Raw genomic sequence first — 17,117 nt, 5'->3', positions numbered from 1 at the left:
CGACGGCGCGCAGCCGGGGCCCGGCCGGCAGACTGCCGCCGGGCGCGGCCGCCTCCGGGACGGCGGCGTCGCCCGCCGTCGGGGGCGGGCCGCCGACGAGGGGGTCGGAGAGGAAGTGGTCAATGCGACGTACCGGATTGGCTGCGGGGAAGGTAGGTCCATCCCCCAGCAGTCTGCCGACGCCGAGCGCGGCCACCGTTTCCGTGGGCAGGTTGAAGTCGCCGGCCAGCAGGTGCGGGCCGGGGAGTGTGGTCAAGGCGCCCCAGGCGGAGTCCAGCTGTCGGTGCGCGGTCTCGGCGCGGGTAGCCAGGTGGGTGACGCCCAGGTTGAGCACACCGACGCCGGGCAGCACGTCCTCCGGCGGCTCCAGTCGACCGACCAGCAGGTTGCGCGCGGTGGCGGTGAATAGTCGGTAGGAGCGCGGGTCGATGGGGTTGCCGCGGCGCAGGAGCGTGGCCGGACCGCGGCCCAGCCGCATCACCCTCCAGGCGGTGATGGGATACCGGCTCAACAGCGCGTTCCCGAAGCCGACCGGGCCCTGACCGAACACGGCACGGGCGGGGCCGAGCACGTCGTCGGCGGGCCGGGCCAGTGCCGAGTGCAGTGGACGGCGGCGCAGGCCGGTGACCGGGCCCGCCCAGGCGGCGGCGAAGCGGCGGTGGCACCACCCGAGCAGCTCGGCCAGGACTGCCGCCTGGTCCAGCCGCCCGGAGCGGGCCTGACCTAGGTCGACCTCCTGCAACGCGACCACGTCGGGGGCGAGCTCGGTGATCTGCTCCGCCAAGGCCGTCAGCACGGCGCGGGCGGTGGCGGGTTCGCGGATGTCGGCACCGGCCAGCGAGCCCGACGCGGCTGTTCCGTCCCCCGCGCCGGCACCGGGCAGACAGTGCTGAAGGTTCAGGGTGAGCACGCGCAGCACGTTGGGCCTCCTACTGGACGCTACCGGCATCTGGCCGCGGCGCGGATGCTCACTGAGTCGGGCTACGCCTCGGTGGAGTCCACGTCGGGCTCGAAGCTCAGGCTAACGGAGTTCATGCAGTAGCGCTGGCCGGTAGGAGTGCTGGGGGCGTCGTCGAAGACGTGCCCGAGGTGGCTGTTGCAGGCCGCGCAGCGCACCTCGGTGCGCACCATGCCGTGAGAGGTGTCCGTGGACAGCACCACGGCGTCGGTGCGGGACGGATCGTAGAAGGAGGGCCACCCGCAGTGGGAGTCGAACTTGGTAGTGGAGCGGAACAACTCGGCGCCGCAGGCCCGACAGCTGTAGATGCCCTCGCGGTGCTCGTCAAGCAGCTCCCCGGTATAGGGGCGCTCGGTGCCTGCCTCGCGCAGCACGTGGTACTCCAACGGGCTGAGCACGGCCCGCCACTCGGCGTCGGTGCGAGCGATGACGGTGGGGTCAAGGCGCGGAGCGGAGCTAATGCCTTCAGCTGTCATGGCCCCATACTGGCCCCGCGGCAAGGGGCCGACAACCCCGCATCGGCGTGGATAGTCTCACCTGAAAAAACGCCTGGGCCGGGAATACCAGCGACGCTCCACCGCCCGGCCACAACGGCTCGCGCGCGCGAACTTCAGTCGTCGTCGGCATCCGTGCTGGACTTGCCCATGCCCAGCTTTCCCAGCTTGCCCGGCTTGTCTGATACGGACTCGGCGGCGTCGGCATAGGCCTGCTGCTCCTGGGTAGAGATGACACCGGTCGCTTCACCGGTGTCCACCGGGCGGGCGGGCACGCCGGAACCGTCGGCGAAGGCACCGGACTGCGCCGCGTCGCGGGCGAGGATGCGGCGGCGCCGCACCTTGTCCCGGCGCGCGCGGCGGAGCTTCGCCCGTCCCTTGGCGACCGCGCGCAGGCGTGCGGCCTCGATCGGGTCGTCAGCGAGCGGCCGCTGCACGGACGTGGCCTCCTCTACCGGCTCGACGCCGTCGGCGCTCGGCTTCTGCAGGGTGACGAGCTCCTCGGCCAGGCGAGCCACCTTCTCCGGCGTAGGGTCGTGGGCGACGTCCACGTTGTCCACCTCCACGCGGGTGCGCGGCAGGGCGTAGGGCGCCTCGCGCTGCAACCAGGCAACCAGCTCCTCGCGCAGCTGGCACTGGAGGGCGAACACGTCGGCGTTATTCGCTCCAGATACGGCCACCCGCACGGTTACGGTGCCCGCGGAGGTATCGGTGACGTCCACGGAGGCGACCCGTCCGTCCCACACGGACGAGCCGGACAGGATCCGCTCCACCTCGGCGCGCAGGGCCGCGACCGGTGCGCGCCAGTCCAGGTCGAGGGTGAAGGTGCCGGTTAGCTGGTTGCCGCGGCGCGACCAGTTGGCGAAGGGGTTCTGCGTGAAGTAGGTGGAGGGGAAGATGAGCCTGCGCCCGTCCCACACGCGCACCACCACGTAGGTCAGGGTGATCTCCTCGATGAAGCCCTGCTCCTCGTTTACCACGACGACGTCGTCGACGCGGATGGCGTCGGTGGTGGCCAACTGGATTCCCGCGAAGAGGTTGCCCAGGGTGGACTGGGCGGCAAGGCCGGCGACCACCGACACGAGTCCGGCTGAGGCCAGCAGCGAGGCCATCGCCACGCGCGCCGACGGGAAGGTCATCGCCACCCCGACTAGTCCGCAGACGACGATGATGACCTCGGCTACGCGCCGCAGCACCTGTGCCTGCGTGGTGATGCGCTTGGTGCGGTCGACGTCGCCGTGGGAGCGCACCCCGATCACAACGGAGGACTCCACCGCCTTGGCCACGCCCACCACCACCCAGGTGGCGGACAGGATGATGCCGATGAGCAGCGCATGCAGCACGAACTGCGCCCAGTCCGGCTGGGAGAGGTCGAAGAAGGCAACCTGCCCGCCGATGAAAGCGCCGGCGAGGGCCGCCATCGCGTACATCGGGGTGCGGCAGAAGCGAATGAGCTCCGCGTACATCACCCGGCGGCGGCCCATAGTGCGCAGGACGACGACGAGGATGAACACCAGCGCGATACCCATGAGCGCCCCGAGGCCGACCCGCCAGGCCAGGGAGAACACGTCCGCAGTGGCCTCCACCACTGCCTCGGCGGCGTCGGCGGCGCCCTCAGTGGCCGCGGAGGTCGCGGAATCCGTTGGGGTGTCGGCACTCACGGCGGCGTCAAGGGCAGTGAGTGCGCGAAGCGATGCGGCTGCTGCCGCGGGTGCGAAGGCCATGTGCCTAAGACTAGGACCCGGCGCTGTGCCCGAGCTGTGCAGGTGCGGGACACGGTCGTCATTCACATCACTGCGGTTCCGGTCACTCGGGCGATGGCCGCACCACCGTCAACCGGTGACCAACGGTAGCCCCGTACCCGAAGAACACGGGCTGCCCCAAGCACGCCACATACGCCACTGGACGTACTACGTCTGTCGTAGTACGTTGAACGTATGAACAGGCGTCGCACCCCGGCCCCGACCCCCAGGGCCAGAGCACCCCGCGGAAGGTCGTCATGATTAGCGCCGACGCCATCCGCGGCTACATCGACCTGATCGCCCTCACGCTGCTACGCGACCGCCCCTCCTACGCCTACGAACTCGCCAAGACCATCGCCGAGGTGGCGCAGGGGCAGTACACGATCAAGCAGACCACGCTGTACTCGGCCCTCAAGCGCCTGGAGTCGGCAGGGCTGGTCAGCTCCTTCGCAGACACCAGCGAATCGGGCAAGCCCCGCACCTACTACCGGCTCACCGAGGCCGGGAACACCCACCTGACGGGCAAGCTCGCCGAGTGGGAGGACACCAAGGCCCTCATCGACCGCTTCGCGCAGCGCACTCACAACCCAGATACGTCGACGTCGCCCTGACCGCACAATCACCGCCCCAGCCAGAGGCCACACCAGACAACCCGCCCGCAGCCGCCCAGCCAGACCCCAGACAGATCCCAGACAGACAAGGAACCCCGATGGACACCATCGACACCTTCCTCGAGGCCATGTTCGCCCCCTACCCGGCCACCCCGCGCCTGCTGGAGGCCAAGCGCGAGCTCCACGCCATGATGGAGGACGCCTACGCAGACGCCGTCGCCTCCGGGAAGTCGCACAACGAGGCGGTCGGCTCGGTAATCACTGACTTCGGAAACCTGGAGGAGCTCGCACCCGCGCTCGGCATCCTTCCCGACATTCGCGGCACCGGCGACGCATCGGCAGCGGGGGCCGCCGACGCGCCCGCCGCGACTCTCACCATGCCCGATACGACACCGCCGGAGTACCCCGTCATTACGCTACCGGAGGCCCAGGCGCTCGCCGAGGCGCGGCGCAGCACAGGCACCCTGCTCGGCAATGGCGTGGCCCTTTGCGTGCTGGCGGCGGTACCGCTGTTCGGATGCGCATCCCTATCCCAGGGCAAGGACGGCCTGGGGCTCATCCCCTTGAACGAGCACCAGGTTTCAACGCTCGGACTCGTTCTGACGCTCGTCGTAGTGGCACTGGCGGTGTCCGTGCTGATACGCCGCCACCGGGCCTTCACCGGCCTTACCCACCTGACGGACGGCAAGTTCACGCGCAGTCCGATGGTGTCATCATGGACCGCGCGACTGCGACTGGAGCACGAGGGAGTGCGATCGCGTGCACTGAGCATCGCCGTGGCCCTGTGGATCATGGCTCCAATCCCCACCGTAGGGGCAGGCATCCTATTCCAGGAGTCAGCCGACCGCTCCGGACCACCGCTGGGTCTGGTCCTCACGCTGTTCATGGTCGCGGCCGGGCTACGCATTTTCCTGCCGACCACCTGGGCCTCCATGACGCACACGACCGTCACCGAGGAGGGCCGCCCAGCCGACGCCACGCCCACCTGGCGCAACCCCGAGGAGAACCCGTTCATTGAGGCGATCGCCGGTCCGTACTGGATCGGGTGCATAGCCATCTACCTCGCCTGGTCCTTCATCGGCTCCAGCTGGGACATCAGCTGGATGATCTGGCCGATTGCGGGCGCTCTGTTCGGTGCGATTGCTGCCGGTGAGGCCGGCCTGCGCTCCTGGCGCTCCCGCTAACAAACCGCGTACCGCAGCGTCCCCGTATCACCGGTATCGGTAGAAGCTGTTTCGTTGAGGGTAGCCTGGCGCGTGTGCGCACCGCGAGTTCGAGGCGGAACGCCTCATGCTCGTTAATCAACACGCAGGGTCACCGGACCGAAGGACTCCGACTGCGTGCGAGCGCTCCGGTGTCCACCGATTCCCTGGGCAGCGCTCGAGTTCGCGGCGTGACACGGTTTTCTCACCATTCCCCGAGCGGGACACCGTGGCCGAGTTGTACGTTTCAATGGCAGCGCTCGCGAGATCAGGCACGATCCTTGGTACGCTGCGGCAGGAACAGCGAGCTGTCTTCCCGGTCTCCACGACCGGGCTCCATTGAGGCAGCGCGTAGTAGATCAGGCCCGAGCAGTCCAGGCCCGTCTTCCCGGTCTCCACGACCGGGCTCCATTGAGGCACCACCGTGCCATCAGACAGCGTCGTCGTCTGCTGCTGTCTTCCCGGTCTCCACGACCGGGCTCCATTGAGGCCCAGGCGCTCGGCATCGTGCTGATGGTGATGTCGGCGGTCTTCCCGGTCTCCACGACCGGGCTCCATTGAGGCAGATGCCCCGGCGGCGGGCCAGCTTCCACCCATCGTCTTCCCGGGCTCCACTGAAGCGCGGCGACAAAACAGGCTTCTCCGCATGGGAATGGGGCCTGTGGCGTGGTGTCCAGCGCATGCAGTGTCGGATGCTCGCCTGCTCGCCGACCGCCGTCGACGCCGGGCAGCTTGCCGCTGGATATCCGGCAGGCGAGGGCAGGGAGTGTCCAGATCTATGACAAACGAGGTAGGAGACGGCAGCGGCCGCGAACAGAACGTTGGAATCATGCGGGTGTCAGATCGGCCCCCGCGGCCGTAGGCAGTGTTTGTCATCGATTTGGACACGGAGAACGTAAGTGGCTCTTCCCGTTTGAGGTTGTAGAGGTGGGGGTTGGCGGCGTCTGGGACATGTGGCTGTTTGCGGTTCGAAAGACTGGCGCCGATCGACCGCAAGCAAGCGGAGCGTCGGCGCATACAGTTGCCTCGGGCCGACGCGCCACGGGGCGTTGTAGAGGCGCCCACATGTTCACCCACGGACGTCAAGCACCGCCCCGGAACCACCCGCCAGGCGTGCCAACAGTTCAAACGTTAAGAGCGACGACTCTTCACGAACACGCGTTCGCGCCAAGACCACGCGTACAGACAAGACCCAGCGGCCCAGCGCCCGAGGGAAGAGCCACACGACAACAGACCTGCCCGACGGCGGCCGCCCAGTCTCCGCAAGTAGACGCGACGGCGTAGATGTGTCATGATTAATCCACCTCTTGAGAGCGCTCTCACCCAATGATGGCCATATTAAGAGCGCTCTCAGCGAACACTTATGGCGCACGGGTGCGCCACGCATCCCACACAAAAGGAGACATCGTGTTCAAGAAGCAGGCAATGGCCGGCCTAGGCGTCATCGCCGTCGGCGCGCTCGCCCTCGCCGGCTGCGGATCGGGAGGCTCCGGATCCTCCGGGGCTGACGCGGACGGCAACATCACCCTCACCATCGCCACCTTCAACGAGTTCGGCTACGACGCCCTGCTCGAGGAGTACATGGAGCAGAACCCGGGCATCAAGGTCGTAGAGAAGAAGGCCGCCACCTCCAACGAGGCACGCGACAACATGAACACCCGCCTGGCCGCCGGCTCGGGCCTGGCGGACGTCGAGGCCATCGAGATGGACTGGCTGCCCGAGCTCATGCAGTACTCCGACCAGTTCGTCGACCTGTCCTCCGACTCGGTCACAGGCCGCTGGCCCGAGTTCAAGACCGCCCCGGCCACCACCGCCGACGGCAAGCTCATCGGCTACGGCACCGACGCCGGCCCGGAGGCCGTGTGCTACCGCGCCGACCTGTTCAAGCAGGCCGGCCTGCCCACCGACCGCGAGGAAGTCGCCGAACTACTCGACGGCGACTGGGACAACTACTTCAAGGTCGGCAAGCAGTTCGTCGACGCCACCGGCATTCCCTGGTACGACTCCGCGACCGGCACCTACCAGGGCATGCTCAACCAGATCGAGAACCCCTTCGAGAACGATGACGACAGCGTCATCCCCCTGGAGTCCAACAACACCATCCGCAGCACCTACGACACGATCCTCGACCAGTCCGAGGACGGGCTGTCCGCGGGCCTGTCGCAGTGGAGCGAGGACTGGGTCAACGCCTTCCAGAACGACGGCTTCGCCACCATGCTCTGCCCGCCGTGGATGCTCGGCGTCGTCGAGGGCAATGCCGCCGGCGTCGAGGGCTGGGACGTGGCCCCGGTCTTCCCCGGCGGCGGCGGCAACTGGGGCGGGTCCTACCTGACCGTCCCCACCCAGGGCGAGCACCAGGAGGAGGCCAAGGCCCTGGCGGACTGGCTAACCGCCCCCGAGCAGCAGATCACAGCCTTCCAGACGAAGGGCAACTTCCCCTCGCAGACTGCGGCGCTGGATGACCCGGCCCTGCTGGAGTACAGCAATGAGTTCTTCAACAACGCCCCGATCGGCCAGATCTACTCCGACATGTCCAAGAAGATCGCGGTCTCCCCGTACAAGGGCACGAACTTCTTTGCCATCACCACCGTCGTCACCGACGCCCTCACGCGCGTGGACGTGGACGGCACCGACGACGCCGACTCCTCCTGGGACAAGGCGCTGAGCGAGTTCCGCCAACTCGGAATCGAGTAGTCCTCGCTCGCACCAGCCAACGGCGGTGGCGCAGCCCGCGGCTGCACGCACTGCGTGCCGGACCGCGCCACCGCCGCTCCCCCACCGCTGACCGGAAAGGACCGGCAATGACGCCAGCAGCGACCCCTTTGAAGGCCTCGCGCGAACCCGCGCCCAACCCGCCGACGCGTACGCAGCGGCGTGGTTCTATGTCCCGACGCGACAAGCTGGGGCGGCTCGACTTCGTCGTCTCTCCCTACCTGTACATCGCCCCGTTCTTCGTAGTCTTCGCCATCACGGGCCTGTATCCGCTGCTGTACACGGCGTGGGTCTCATTCCACAAGTGGCACCTGATCGGCGGCGACCAGGGATTCACCGGGGTGGACAACTACGTCAACGTGCTGCAGCAGCCGAACTTCTGGATCGCCCTGCGCAACACCTTCTCCATCTTCCTGCTCTCCAGCGTTCCGCAGATCATCCTGGCGATTCTCATCGCCTACGTCCTCCACACCAACCTGCGGGCGAAGACCTTCTGGCGCATGGGCGTGCTGCTGCCCTACGTCGTGGCCCCCGTGGCCGTGTCCATCATCTTCTCCAAGCTCTTCGCCGACCAGTCCGGCATGGTCAATGCCATCCTCGGTCAGGTCGGGATCGGCCCGATCGGCTGGCACGCCTCGGCCTTCTGGTCCCACATCGCAATCGCGAACATGGTCAACTTCCGCTGGACCGGCTACAACGCCCTGATCATCCTGGCGGCCATGCAGGCCATCCCCCGCGAGCTGTATGAGGCCGCCACGGTCGACGGCGCCGGCCGCATGCGCCAGTTCTGGTCGGTCACCATCCCCCAGCTGCGCTCCACGATCATGTTCGTGGTCATCAACTCCACCATCGGTGGCCTGCAGATCTTCGACGAGCCGCGCATGTTCGACACCATGGGCAACGGCGGCGCCGACAACCAGTGGCTGACGCTGACCATGTACCTGTACCAGCTGGGCTGGGGACCGCAGAAGAGCTTCGGCCGGGCCTCAGCGGTCGCCTGGATCCTGTTCCTGATCATCCTGCTGTTCGCCTCCCTCAGCTTCCTGCTCACCCGGCGTATTGCCTCCTCCGGCACCGATCCCGCCAGATCCGGACGACGACGGCGCCCCCGACGCGCACAGCACCGCACCGCCGCCCGCCGCGCCGGCAACAGCCGCGTCCAGGAAGGAGCCCTGTCATGAGCAGCAACGAGCCGTCGGTGGCGATGATCGAGCAGACCGCGGGCAAGCGGGCGGCCCGCGCCGCCGCTCGCCGTCGGGCCAGAGGATCGCACCGGGGATTCGGTCCCGACCGCCGTCCGGGGCCGGTGGGCTACGTCTTCCTGATCGCCGCCGTTCTGATCAGCGCCTACCCGCTGTACTTCGCGTTCCTGCTGGCCACCTCCAACGCCGCCGAGATCGCCAAGCACCCGATCCCCTCACTGCTCCCCAAGGGGGAGCTGGTCGACAACATCACCCGGGTGGTCAACTCCGGCATCGACCTGCGGGGAGCCTTCATCAACTCCCTGATCGTCTCGGGCGTCGTGTCAGTGTCGGTGGTGTTCTTCTCCACGCTGGCCGGCTACGCCTTCTCCAAGCTCCGCTTCCGGGGGCGCGACGGCCTGCTGACCTTCGTCATCGCCACCATGGCCGTGCCCGCGCAGCTGGGCGTGGTCCCGCTGTTCATCGTGATGGCCAGGCTGGGGTGGACCGGGCAGTTGATCGCCGTGATTGTGCCGGCAATGGTCTCCGCCTTCGGCGTGTTCTGGATGACCCAGTACATCCGCGACGCCCTGCCGTACGAGCTGATTGAGGCCGCGCGCGTGGACGGGGCCTCCATGTTCCGCACCTTCTGGTCGGTGGCACTGCCGGCGGCCCGGCCCGCGGCGTCGATGCTGGCCCTGTTCACCTTCGTGGGCTCATGGACGAACTTCTTCTGGCCCTTCATCGTCCTGGGGGCGAAGAACCCGACCCTGCCGGTCGCCCTGCAGCTGCTGCAGGCCTCCTACTTCAAGGACTACTCACTGATCATGGCGGGCGTGGTCGTTGCCACCGTGCCACTGCTGATCCTGTTCGTCTTCGCCGGCCGCCAGCTGGTCTCCGGCATCATGCAAGGAGCTGTCAAGGGATGACCGCAATCACCTTCCCGCCCGGATTCCGCTGGGGCGTGGCTACCGCCGCCGCGCAGGTCGAGGGCGCCGCCCACGAGGATGGCAAGGGGGACTCCATCTGGGACGTCCTGTGCCGCCGCCCCGGCGCCATCGATGACGCCTCCAACATAGAGGTGGCCTGCGATCACTACCACCGGGTCGATGACGACGTCGCCCTCATCAAGGAGCTGGGATACCCTACCTACCGCTTCTCGGTGTCCTGGGCCCGGGTCATGCCCGACGGGCGCACAGTGAACGAGGAGGGCCTGGACTTCTATGCGCACCTAGTCGACGCCCTGCGCGCGGCCGGCATCGAGCCGTGGCTGACGCTGTACCACTGGGACCTGCCGCAGGCCCTGCAGGAGGAGGGCGGCTGGACCGCCCGCTCCACCGCCGAGGCCTTCGCCGACTACGCCCGGGCCGTGTACGCACGCCTGGGCGGCAAGGTGGACACCTGGACCACGCTGAATGAGCCCTGGTGCTCATCCTTCCTGTCCTACGCGGGCGCGGAGCACGCACCCGCGGTCAACGAGCCGGCACAGGCGGTGGCCGCGGCGCACCACCTCATGCTGGGGCACGGCCTGGCGGTGCGCGCGCTGCGGGAGGCCGCAGCCGCCGCGGGCCGCAGCCCCCGCATCGGCATCACGCTGAACTTCTCCCCCACTCACCCGGCTAGCCCGTCTAGCGTCGTCGACCGCGATGCCGCCCGCAGGGTGGACGGCACCCAGAACCGGCTGTTCCTGGAGGCGCTGATACACGGCAGCTACCCGGCCGACGTCGTGGCGGACATGGCTACCTGGGCGGACATCCACGACTGGGTGCGCGCGGGCGACATGGAGGCCATCAGCGAACCCATCGACGTGCTGGGGGTGAACTTCTACAACGGCCAGACCGTGGCCGGCCCCGAGCCGGGACGCATGTTCGGCGGGCCGGCGGCGGGGGCGGGGCCCTCACCGCATGTGGGCTCCGAGAACGTCAGTGCGGAGCCGCAGGACCTGCCGGTCACGGATATGGGTTGGCAGGTGGAGCCCCGCGACCTGTATGAGCTACTGCTGCGGCTGGACCGCGAGTACACCTCCACGGCCGGCCCTAACGCAGCCGGCATCCCGATTGTCATCACGGAGAACGGAGCCGCCTACCGCGATGAGCCCGACGCGCACGGGCGAGTCGAGGACCTGGACCGTCTGGCCTACATCCGTGACCACCTGATCGCCGTGCACGATGCCATCGCCGCCGGCGCCCGCGTGGAGGGGTACCTGGTGTGGTCGCTGCTGGACAACTTCGAGTGGGCCCGCGGCTACACCAAGCGCTTCGGTATCGTCCGGGTTGATTACAGCACACTCGCGCGAATCCCCAAGGCCTCGGCCGAGTGGTTCTCAGCGGTTGTACGCAACAACGGTTTTGAACTGGACTGACACGCGGACGGAGACACGCATGCGCTCATCGGAAAGGATCACGCTGGAGGATGTGGCCCGTGCCGCCGGCGTCTCTCGCGCCACCGCCTCGCGCGTGGTCCGCGGGGACACCGGTGTAACCGAGAAGAAGACCAAGGCTGTCAGGGCGGCGGTCGCCTCACTGGGGTACATCCCCAACTCTGCCGCCCGCGCCCTGGTCTCACGCCGCACCGGAACCGTCGCCGTCGTCATTCCTGAGCCGGATCAACTGATCTTCTCCGATCCCTTCCTGACTCGGACGGTCCAGGAGATCTCCCACCACCTGGACGCCGCGGATATCCAGCTGGTCATGGTCTTCGGGGATCAGGCCGGCCACGGCCGCCGCGCGGCGAAGTACCTGCGCAACGGTTCGGTCGATGGTGCGATCGTCATTTCCCACCACCGCTTCAGCGGGCAGGTGGAGGCCATCATGGGCGTGCAGCTACCGGTGGTGTTCATTGGGCGCCCCCTAGCCCACAACTCCCCCGCCTCGTGGGTGGACCTGGACAACGTCTCCGCCGGCAGGCTAGCCGCCGAGCACCTGCTGGACCGGGGCGTACAGCGCCCGGCGATTATTACCGGCCCGCTGGACATGGTGGCCGCTCACGACCGCCTCCGGGGCTTCCGCGAGGTGCTGGGCAGGGCAGGGATCGATCCGGTCCTGCGGGAGGGCGCCTTCACCGTCGAGTCGGGGCGCGCGGCCGGCGAGGCCCTGGCACCGCGGATCGAGTCGGGTGAGATCGACGGCGTCTTCGCGTGCTCCGACCAGATGGCCCTGGCGGCTCTGGCGGCGTGGCGGGAGCGGGGACTGCAGGTACCAGACGACGTCAAACTGGTCTCGTGCGACAACGGGCCGGATGCGGCCCTGGCCGACCCACCGCTGACTTCCGTGGACAACCCCACCGATGTCTTGGGCCGGGCCGCCACCGACATGCTGCGCGCAATCCTGGATGAGACCTGGGACGGGCAGCCGGTGCTCGTGCCGGCCCGGCTGGTGGTACGGCAGTCCTGCTGACAAGCCGGCTGGGGCTCGGGGTCGCGCAATTGCCACCACGCCACTAGATCCGCCCCGGGACAGCGCCGGGCCAGAGCCGGGACGAAGCACGGCCCACGCGTCCGAGTCCCGAGCCGCTGACCCGCCCCGTGTCTTGCACGACCTCGGGCCGTGTTCCACGACCTTGGTGTGCGTTGCACGACCACCCCGGGGTCGTGGAGTGCACACCAAGGTCGTGCAGTGTCGTGCAAAGCCATACCAGCCCCGACGCCGGAGGCCACCACCCGCACCGGCGACCCCTGTCGCGGTGCGGGGCCGAAAATGAGCGAAGCCCCCGGGACCTTGTGAGTCCCGAGGGCCATCGCCGTGGCTCCGACCGGCGTCGATCCGGTGACCTTTCGATTTTCAGTCGAACGCTCTACCAACTGAGCTACAGAGCCTAGAGGCGTGATCGCCCAGCCGTTTCCGACTGAGCGACCCGCGTCCGCGACCTCGACGGGACTTGAACCCGCGACCTCCGCCGTGACAGGGCGGCGCGCTAACCAACTGCGCCACGAGGCCAATATTCATCACTGTACGTGACTCGTACCCCCAACGGGATTCGAACCCGTGCTACCGCCGTGAAAGGGCGGGGTCCTAGGCCGCTAGACGATGGGGGCCCGGTTGCCCTTGGCGTCGTCGCGCCTCGAACCGGGATGTACGGTATTGGGCCGGACCGTCTCTGCGCAAATCTTCGGGGCGTGAGCCTGCTCACCAGCATTCGAGCAGGCGGCGCCGCACCACCGATACCGCCTCCGACGCCGACGCCGGAACGCGGAGTCGGCAGGCTTCCCTGCGGAATGCGGGCGCCCCTCTCCGCGGCACGTATGACGTGACGGCCCTTATGACGGCCCGCACGGCGCCCCCGTGGCAGGCTTCCGTACATGAGCCCGACGTACCTGTCCGAGACCGAGTTCGAAGCCGCCGTGGCGGACGCCCTGGAGATGATCCCGGAGGAACTCGCAACTCAGATGGACAACGTAGTGATGCTGGTCGAGGACGAGCCAGATCCGGAGATGCTCACCGACGCGGACTACGACGAAGACGGCAGGCCCACACTGCTGGGCCTGTACGAAGGCGTACCGCTGACCGAGCGCGACGCCGGCTGGTCCCTGGTCCTGCCCGACCGCATCCTCATCTTCCAAGGACCACTGCAACGCTGGTGCAGCTCACGCCAGGAACTGGTCGAGCAGGTGGCGGTGACGGTCATTCATGAGGTTGCCCACCACTTCGGCATCTCGGATACGCGCCTGCACGAGCTCGGCTGGGAGTAAAAACCGGCAGCCACGCGGGCACATGCGCTTCACTCCCACCGCTATTACATGTGACACTACCGTTATGACCACAGCCGCACCCGGGGACCCATCATCGCCCGAGGCACGCCATCTGAGCACCTCGTCAACGCCGCCTCGCCGCGAGACGCGCATGAGCCGCCGCCGCCCAGAGGGGCTGGTAGCCCACGGACCGGTGGGGGATCCGGTAATCACCGCCCGCAACCTGTCCAAGATCTTCGGCGACGAGCAGAGCGCCGTCACCGCCCTGGAGTCGGTGGACGCGCATCTGGCACACGGGCGCCTGACCGCCATCCTCGGCCCGTCCGGTGCCGGCAAGACCACCCTACTGCGCTGTCTGGCGGGCCTGGAGACACCCACCTCCGGAACTATCATCCTTGCCGGCGAGGAGATCTCCCTGCTCAACCAACGACGCCTGACCCAACTGCGCCGCGAGCGGATCGGACTGATCTTCGAGTCCCAGAACCTCGTCCCCTCCCTGAGCGTCGTAGAGAACATCACCCTGCCACTCACCCTGGCCCGACGGCAGGTTGAGACGGCGCGCCTGGACCGGATCGTCGACGTCGCCGGCCTGCGTGGCCGCCTCGATTACGGCGTCGGCGAGCTGACCCCGGAACTGGCGCAGCGCGTGGCCTGCGCCCGCGCGCTCCTCGGCGCCCCCGCGGTAGTGCTCGCCGACGAGCCGACCGGAGCCCTCGGCTCGGCGGCCGCGATGCAGGTACTGCGCATTCTGCGTACTGCGGTCGACGAGCTGGAGCAGAGCGTCGTCGTCGCCACCCACGACGCCGAGGTTGCCGCCCAGGCGGATACGGTCCTGTTCCTGCACGACGGCAATGTCGTAGCCGAGATGAACCAGCCCGACCGGGATCGGCTCCTGGACGCGCTGCACGACCTGGGTGACCCGTCCCGTGCTGGAATCGGCGTCGGCGGGGGTGAGCGGGAGGTCTCGCAGGTAGAGGAGGCCTGGGCGCAGCCACTCAGCGCGCGCAGGCCCGCCCGTTCCCGCGGCGACCGTCCCCGCGACTGGGAGGACACCGGCGAGCGGTCCCGCCCCGGGCGGAACGCACGCACCTACGACGCGGCCCCCCACGACTGGGATGATCCGGGCGAGCGCCGGGGCGGAGGCGGGCGCCGCCCGAGCCGCTCCACCGACACGGGCGGCACTGACAACGCCGACCGCAACAACCCCTGGGGCTACCAGTGATTCGCGTGGTCTGGCGCGGCGTGCGCATGGGACCGGGCCCCTCACTTCTGCTCGCGGTGGTCGCCGCCGCAGCGACGGTCTGCATGGCCGGCGCCTTCACCGTGGCGGCGGGCGGTCACGGCACCGGGGCCCCGGCGCTCGGCGAGGCCGGGACGCAGCTCGGCGCATATGCCCGCGCCCTGGTCCTGCTGTTCGCAATCCTGATAGGGCTGGCGGTAGCGCTGGTCATAGCCGCGACGTTCAGCAGTAGCCTGCGGCGACGCGCCGGGGCGCTTGCGCTTCTCAAGGCGAATGGGGTGTCCACGCCGATGCTGCTGGGGGCGGTAGTCGCCCAGGCGCTCACCATCGGGTTGCTGGGCGGCGCGCTCGGGCTGCTCGCCGGCTTGGGGGCATCGCGGCTGCCCTCCGCTGAGATCCCGTCGGTTCTCACCGTGCCCTGGGACTCCGATGAGGCGCTGCTGCCGCTGGAGCTGGCCATCGGCGCCACCCTGCTGGCAACGCTGGTCGGCGCCCTGCCTGCTGCCCTGCACGCGGCCGGCCTCCCGGCGGGGCCGGCACCATCCCCGCTCCCGGCTGCGCCGCGGCAGGCGGACCTGCCCGGAGTCGGCGGCATCGGCGGCATCGCACTCCTGGCCATCGGTGCTGTCGGCACCGGGGTCGCCTGGCGCATGGACACCCTGCCCCACCGCGTCGGCATACTGGGCCTCGCTGCCGGGGCGCTGCTCACCGGCCTACTGGTGGGCCTGCCTACTCTGCTGCAGCCCCTGGTAGCCCTACTGGGCCTGCCGGCGCGCCCGGGTTCCAGCGGCCGGCTGGCACTGCGCCACCTGGCGGCCGATCCACACGGCGCGGCAGCCATCGCGGTGGCCCCGATGCTCGCCGCCATGGCGGCGAGCGCGGGCGCAACCCTGGCAGTCTCGCTGCGCGCCGCCCTCGCGCACGGCACCGCGGAGGGGCTCTCCCCGGAACCGGTGACCGCGCAGCTGGAGGCGCTGCCAACGCTCATGGCGGGCGCGAGCGCGCTCAGCGGCCTGTGTGCAGCGGCGGCCCTGGCGGCAGGGACCCGCGCGCGCACGGGCGAGGGTGCGCTCATGCTGGCGCTCGGACAGAGCCGCGGCCAGCGCGCCGCGCAGCTTCTGTGCGAGTTCGTACTCGCTACTGCCGCAGGAATCGTGCTGGGTGCGGCGGTCGGCCTGCTCCTGGCCGGGGCCACCGAGGACGTGCTGACCGGACTGGGCGGTGGCGCGCCCGCCATCCCTGGTCGGCAGCTGGCGCTGCTACTGGCGCTCGGCTGCGGCGTCGGCATACTGTCCGCAGCGGTTATTGCTGTTATCCCCACGGGCAGGCGGGCAGGCGCCTCTGCACCGGGGGCGACGCCGGAGCCGAGCTGGTGAGGCCGCACCGCAAGTCGTGTCGGCCACACAACCTCGCGGGGCACCTGCATAACCCCGCCCGATTCCGTTACGATGCAATTACATGCCCGTTTAGCCTCTGCGACGAGGCGGGTGGCCTCCACCCGCTCCCGCCGCATCCAGCCCCGGGCAGCAAAGGCCCCGCCCGCACCTGTTGAGGAATGCCATGGCGAAGACAACCATCTTCATCTTCCACCCCGATCTCAGCCAGTCCACCATCAACCTGCGCCTGGCGCAGGCGGCGGAGGGCCTGGAGGGAGTCGAGATCCGAGACATGTACGCGCTGTACCCCGACTTCAACTTCGATGTCGAGGCCGAGCAGGACTTGCTGGAGCGCACGGATCGAATCGTGCTGCAGTTCCCGATTCAGTGGTACTCCAGTCCGCCTTTGCTGAAGAAGTGGGAGGACGACGTCCTGACGTGGGGCTGGGCCTACGGCACCAACGGGGACGCCCTGCAGGGCAAGGAGCTGCTTCTGGCCGTGTCCGCCGGTGCGGTGGCGGCCCACTATCGGCGCTTCGACACCCGCCGCTCGGTCACCGATGTGCTGTTCCGGCGGCGCCGCCGCGACCGTGACGCCGCCTCCTCCGGCTACACCATGAACGACGTGCTGCGCCCCTTCCAGGCCACCAGCGTGATCATTGGCACCGAGTACCTCGAGCCCTTCGTCACCCCGGGGGCGACGACGATGCACACGGCGGACCTGGAGGCGCGCGCCAAGGCCTACGCCCGCTATGTGACTTCGCGCAAGCTGCGCGTACTGGACACCTACCAGTAGCACCTTCCGCAGCACCGCCGGTACCCCCACCGGAGGCGGGTATCCCGCCCGTCTCATGCCCGGCGTCGGGGCGGTGGGGCGCCGGGGCGGTGGGTCGGCATTTCAGGTGCCGTTTCAG

At 68.8% G+C, this 17,117-nt stretch carries 14 protein-coding genes, 3 tRNA genes and 1 CRISPR repeat array; of the genes, 11 read left to right on the top strand and 6 right to left on the bottom strand.

The genetic code is table 11. The features are described 5' to 3' along the window. The 3 genes from GZ998_RS12870 to GZ998_RS12860 form a co-directional block, all read right to left on the bottom strand. Window positions 1-919 (bottom strand): endonuclease/exonuclease/phosphatase family protein (locus GZ998_RS12870; protein WP_219110171.1); only part of this gene is annotated, 919 nt, incomplete at its 3' end. 62 nt (window positions 920-981) lie between these two features. Further along, window positions 982-1,434: a peptide-methionine (R)-S-oxide reductase MsrB gene (gene msrB / locus GZ998_RS12865; protein WP_161923414.1), complete on the bottom strand. Its 453-nt coding sequence runs from the start codon at window positions 1,432-1,434 to the stop codon at window positions 982-984. 134 nt (window positions 1,435-1,568) lie between these two features. Beyond that, window positions 1,569-3,176 (bottom strand): mechanosensitive ion channel family protein, encoded by a 1,608-nt coding sequence (locus GZ998_RS12860; protein WP_219110169.1) that lies wholly within the window; start codon window positions 3,174-3,176, stop codon window positions 1,569-1,571. A 275-nt stretch (window positions 3,177-3,451) separates the two neighbouring features. Here GZ998_RS12860 and GZ998_RS12855 point away from each other — a divergent pair, with 275 nt between their 5' ends. The 7 genes from GZ998_RS12855 to GZ998_RS12825 all read left to right on the top strand — a co-directional run bounded on the left by GZ998_RS12855 (window position 3,452) and on the right by GZ998_RS12825 (window position 12,295). Further along, window positions 3,452-3,805 (top strand): PadR family transcriptional regulator, encoded by a 354-nt coding sequence (locus tag GZ998_RS12855; protein WP_161923412.1) that lies wholly within the window; start codon window positions 3,452-3,454, stop codon window positions 3,803-3,805. A 98-nt stretch (window positions 3,806-3,903) separates the two neighbouring features. Further along, complete coding sequence (locus tag GZ998_RS12850) at window positions 3,904-4,989, top strand: permease prefix domain 1-containing protein (protein ID WP_219110167.1); 1,086 nt, start codon at window positions 3,904-3,906, stop codon at window positions 4,987-4,989. Between the two features lie 328 nt (window positions 4,990-5,317). Further along, window positions 5,318-5,642: a CRISPR direct-repeat array (repeat unit 37 nt; unit sequence GTCTTCCCGGTCTCCACGACCGGGCTCCATTGAGGCA). A gap of 772 nt (window positions 5,643-6,414) precedes the next feature. Continuing rightward, window positions 6,415-7,701, top strand: a complete 1,287-nt coding sequence (locus tag GZ998_RS12845) for an extracellular solute-binding protein (RefSeq protein WP_308807266.1) — start codon at window positions 6,415-6,417, stop codon at window positions 7,699-7,701. A 107-nt stretch (window positions 7,702-7,808) separates the two neighbouring features. Beyond that, window positions 7,809-8,900 carry a carbohydrate ABC transporter permease gene (locus GZ998_RS12840; RefSeq protein ID WP_161923411.1) on the top strand — a complete coding sequence of 364 codons (1,092 nt, stop codon included), beginning with the start codon at window positions 7,809-7,811 and terminating at the stop codon, window positions 8,898-8,900. Next, the gene (locus tag GZ998_RS12835) at window positions 8,897-9,829 is read left to right on the top strand and encodes a carbohydrate ABC transporter permease (RefSeq protein WP_161923410.1); all 933 of its coding nucleotides are present in this window, start codon (window positions 8,897-8,899) and stop codon (window positions 9,827-9,829) included. Before GZ998_RS12840 ends, GZ998_RS12835 begins: the two co-directional genes overlap by 4 nt. Next, a complete protein-coding gene (locus GZ998_RS12830; RefSeq protein WP_219110165.1) occupies window positions 9,826-11,262 on the top strand; it encodes a GH1 family beta-glucosidase in 1,437 nt (478 codons plus the stop codon). The genes GZ998_RS12835 and GZ998_RS12830 overlap by 4 nt, the downstream gene beginning before the upstream one ends. A 19-nt stretch (window positions 11,263-11,281) precedes the next feature. Further along, on the top strand, window positions 11,282-12,295 hold the full coding sequence (locus GZ998_RS12825) for a LacI family DNA-binding transcriptional regulator (protein WP_219110163.1): 1,014 nt from the start codon (window positions 11,282-11,284) through the stop codon (window positions 12,293-12,295). Between the two features lie 346 nt (window positions 12,296-12,641). On the opposite strand, the gene GZ998_RS12820 is transcribed toward GZ998_RS12825, so the two are convergent. From GZ998_RS12820 to GZ998_RS12810, 3 genes are all read right to left on the bottom strand, one after another. Then, window positions 12,642-12,714, bottom strand: a tRNA-Phe gene (locus GZ998_RS12820). A 47-nt stretch (window positions 12,715-12,761) separates the two neighbouring features. Continuing rightward, window positions 12,762-12,835, bottom strand: a tRNA-Asp gene (locus GZ998_RS12815). Window positions 12,836-12,860: 25 nt separating this feature from the next. Further along, window positions 12,861-12,933: transfer RNA gene (locus GZ998_RS12810), tRNA-Glu, on the bottom strand. Between the two features lie 264 nt (window positions 12,934-13,197). Between GZ998_RS12810 and GZ998_RS12805 the strand changes: the two genes are divergently transcribed. From GZ998_RS12805 to GZ998_RS12790, 4 genes are all read left to right on the top strand, one after another. Continuing rightward, window positions 13,198-13,587 carry a metallopeptidase family protein gene (locus GZ998_RS12805; RefSeq protein ID WP_219110161.1) on the top strand — a complete coding sequence of 130 codons (390 nt, stop codon included), beginning with the start codon at window positions 13,198-13,200 and terminating at the stop codon, window positions 13,585-13,587. A 64-nt stretch (window positions 13,588-13,651) separates the two neighbouring features. Further along, window positions 13,652-14,809, top strand: coding sequence for an ABC transporter ATP-binding protein (locus tag GZ998_RS12800; RefSeq protein WP_257506060.1), 1,158 nt, complete (start codon window positions 13,652-13,654; stop codon window positions 14,807-14,809). 26 nt (window positions 14,810-14,835) lie between these two features. Next, window positions 14,836-16,203: an FtsX-like permease family protein gene (locus tag GZ998_RS12795; RefSeq protein ID WP_219110159.1), complete on the top strand. Its 1,368-nt coding sequence runs from the start codon at window positions 14,836-14,838 to the stop codon at window positions 16,201-16,203. A gap of 184 nt (window positions 16,204-16,387) precedes the next feature. Continuing rightward, entirely contained in the window at window positions 16,388-16,999 is a 612-nt protein-coding gene (locus GZ998_RS12790; RefSeq protein ID WP_161923404.1) for an NAD(P)H-dependent oxidoreductase, read from the top strand. Window positions 17,000-17,117 lie beyond the last annotated feature (118 nt).

It is taken from the genome of Actinomyces sp. 594, from assembly GCF_019325145.1.
Lineage (GTDB): Bacteria > Actinomycetota > Actinomycetes > Actinomycetales > Actinomycetaceae > Actinomyces.
The sequence above is the reverse complement of the archived record's forward strand: the minus strand, read 5'-3'. Positions and strand labels throughout refer to the sequence as shown.

Bases quoted from the DNA above. Each gene is read 5' to 3' on its own strand.
- msrB (WP_161923414.1), bottom strand. From the start codon at position 1,434: ATGACAGCTGAAGGCATTAGCTCCGCTCCGCGCCTTGACCCCACCGTC.
- GZ998_RS12860 (WP_219110169.1), bottom strand. From the start codon at position 3,176: ATGGCCTTCGCACCCGCGGCAGCAGCCGCATCGCTTCGCGCACTCACT.
- GZ998_RS12855 (WP_161923412.1), top strand. From the start codon at position 3,452: ATGATTAGCGCCGACGCCATCCGCGGCTACATCGACCTGATCGCCCTC.
- GZ998_RS12850 (WP_219110167.1), top strand. From the start codon at position 3,904: ATGGACACCATCGACACCTTCCTCGAGGCCATGTTCGCCCCCTACCCG.
- GZ998_RS12840 (WP_161923411.1), top strand. From the start codon at position 7,809: ATGACGCCAGCAGCGACCCCTTTGAAGGCCTCGCGCGAACCCGCGCCC.
- GZ998_RS12835 (WP_161923410.1), top strand. From the start codon at position 8,897: ATGAGCAGCAACGAGCCGTCGGTGGCGATGATCGAGCAGACCGCGGGC.
- GZ998_RS12830 (WP_219110165.1), top strand. From the start codon at position 9,826: ATGACCGCAATCACCTTCCCGCCCGGATTCCGCTGGGGCGTGGCTACC.
- GZ998_RS12825 (WP_219110163.1), top strand. From the start codon at position 11,282: ATGCGCTCATCGGAAAGGATCACGCTGGAGGATGTGGCCCGTGCCGCC.
- GZ998_RS12805 (WP_219110161.1), top strand. From the start codon at position 13,198: ATGAGCCCGACGTACCTGTCCGAGACCGAGTTCGAAGCCGCCGTGGCG.
- GZ998_RS12800 (WP_257506060.1), top strand. From the start codon at position 13,652: ATGACCACAGCCGCACCCGGGGACCCATCATCGCCCGAGGCACGCCAT.
- GZ998_RS12795 (WP_219110159.1), top strand. From the start codon at position 14,836: ATGGGACCGGGCCCCTCACTTCTGCTCGCGGTGGTCGCCGCCGCAGCG.
- GZ998_RS12790 (WP_161923404.1), top strand. From the start codon at position 16,388: ATGGCGAAGACAACCATCTTCATCTTCCACCCCGATCTCAGCCAGTCC.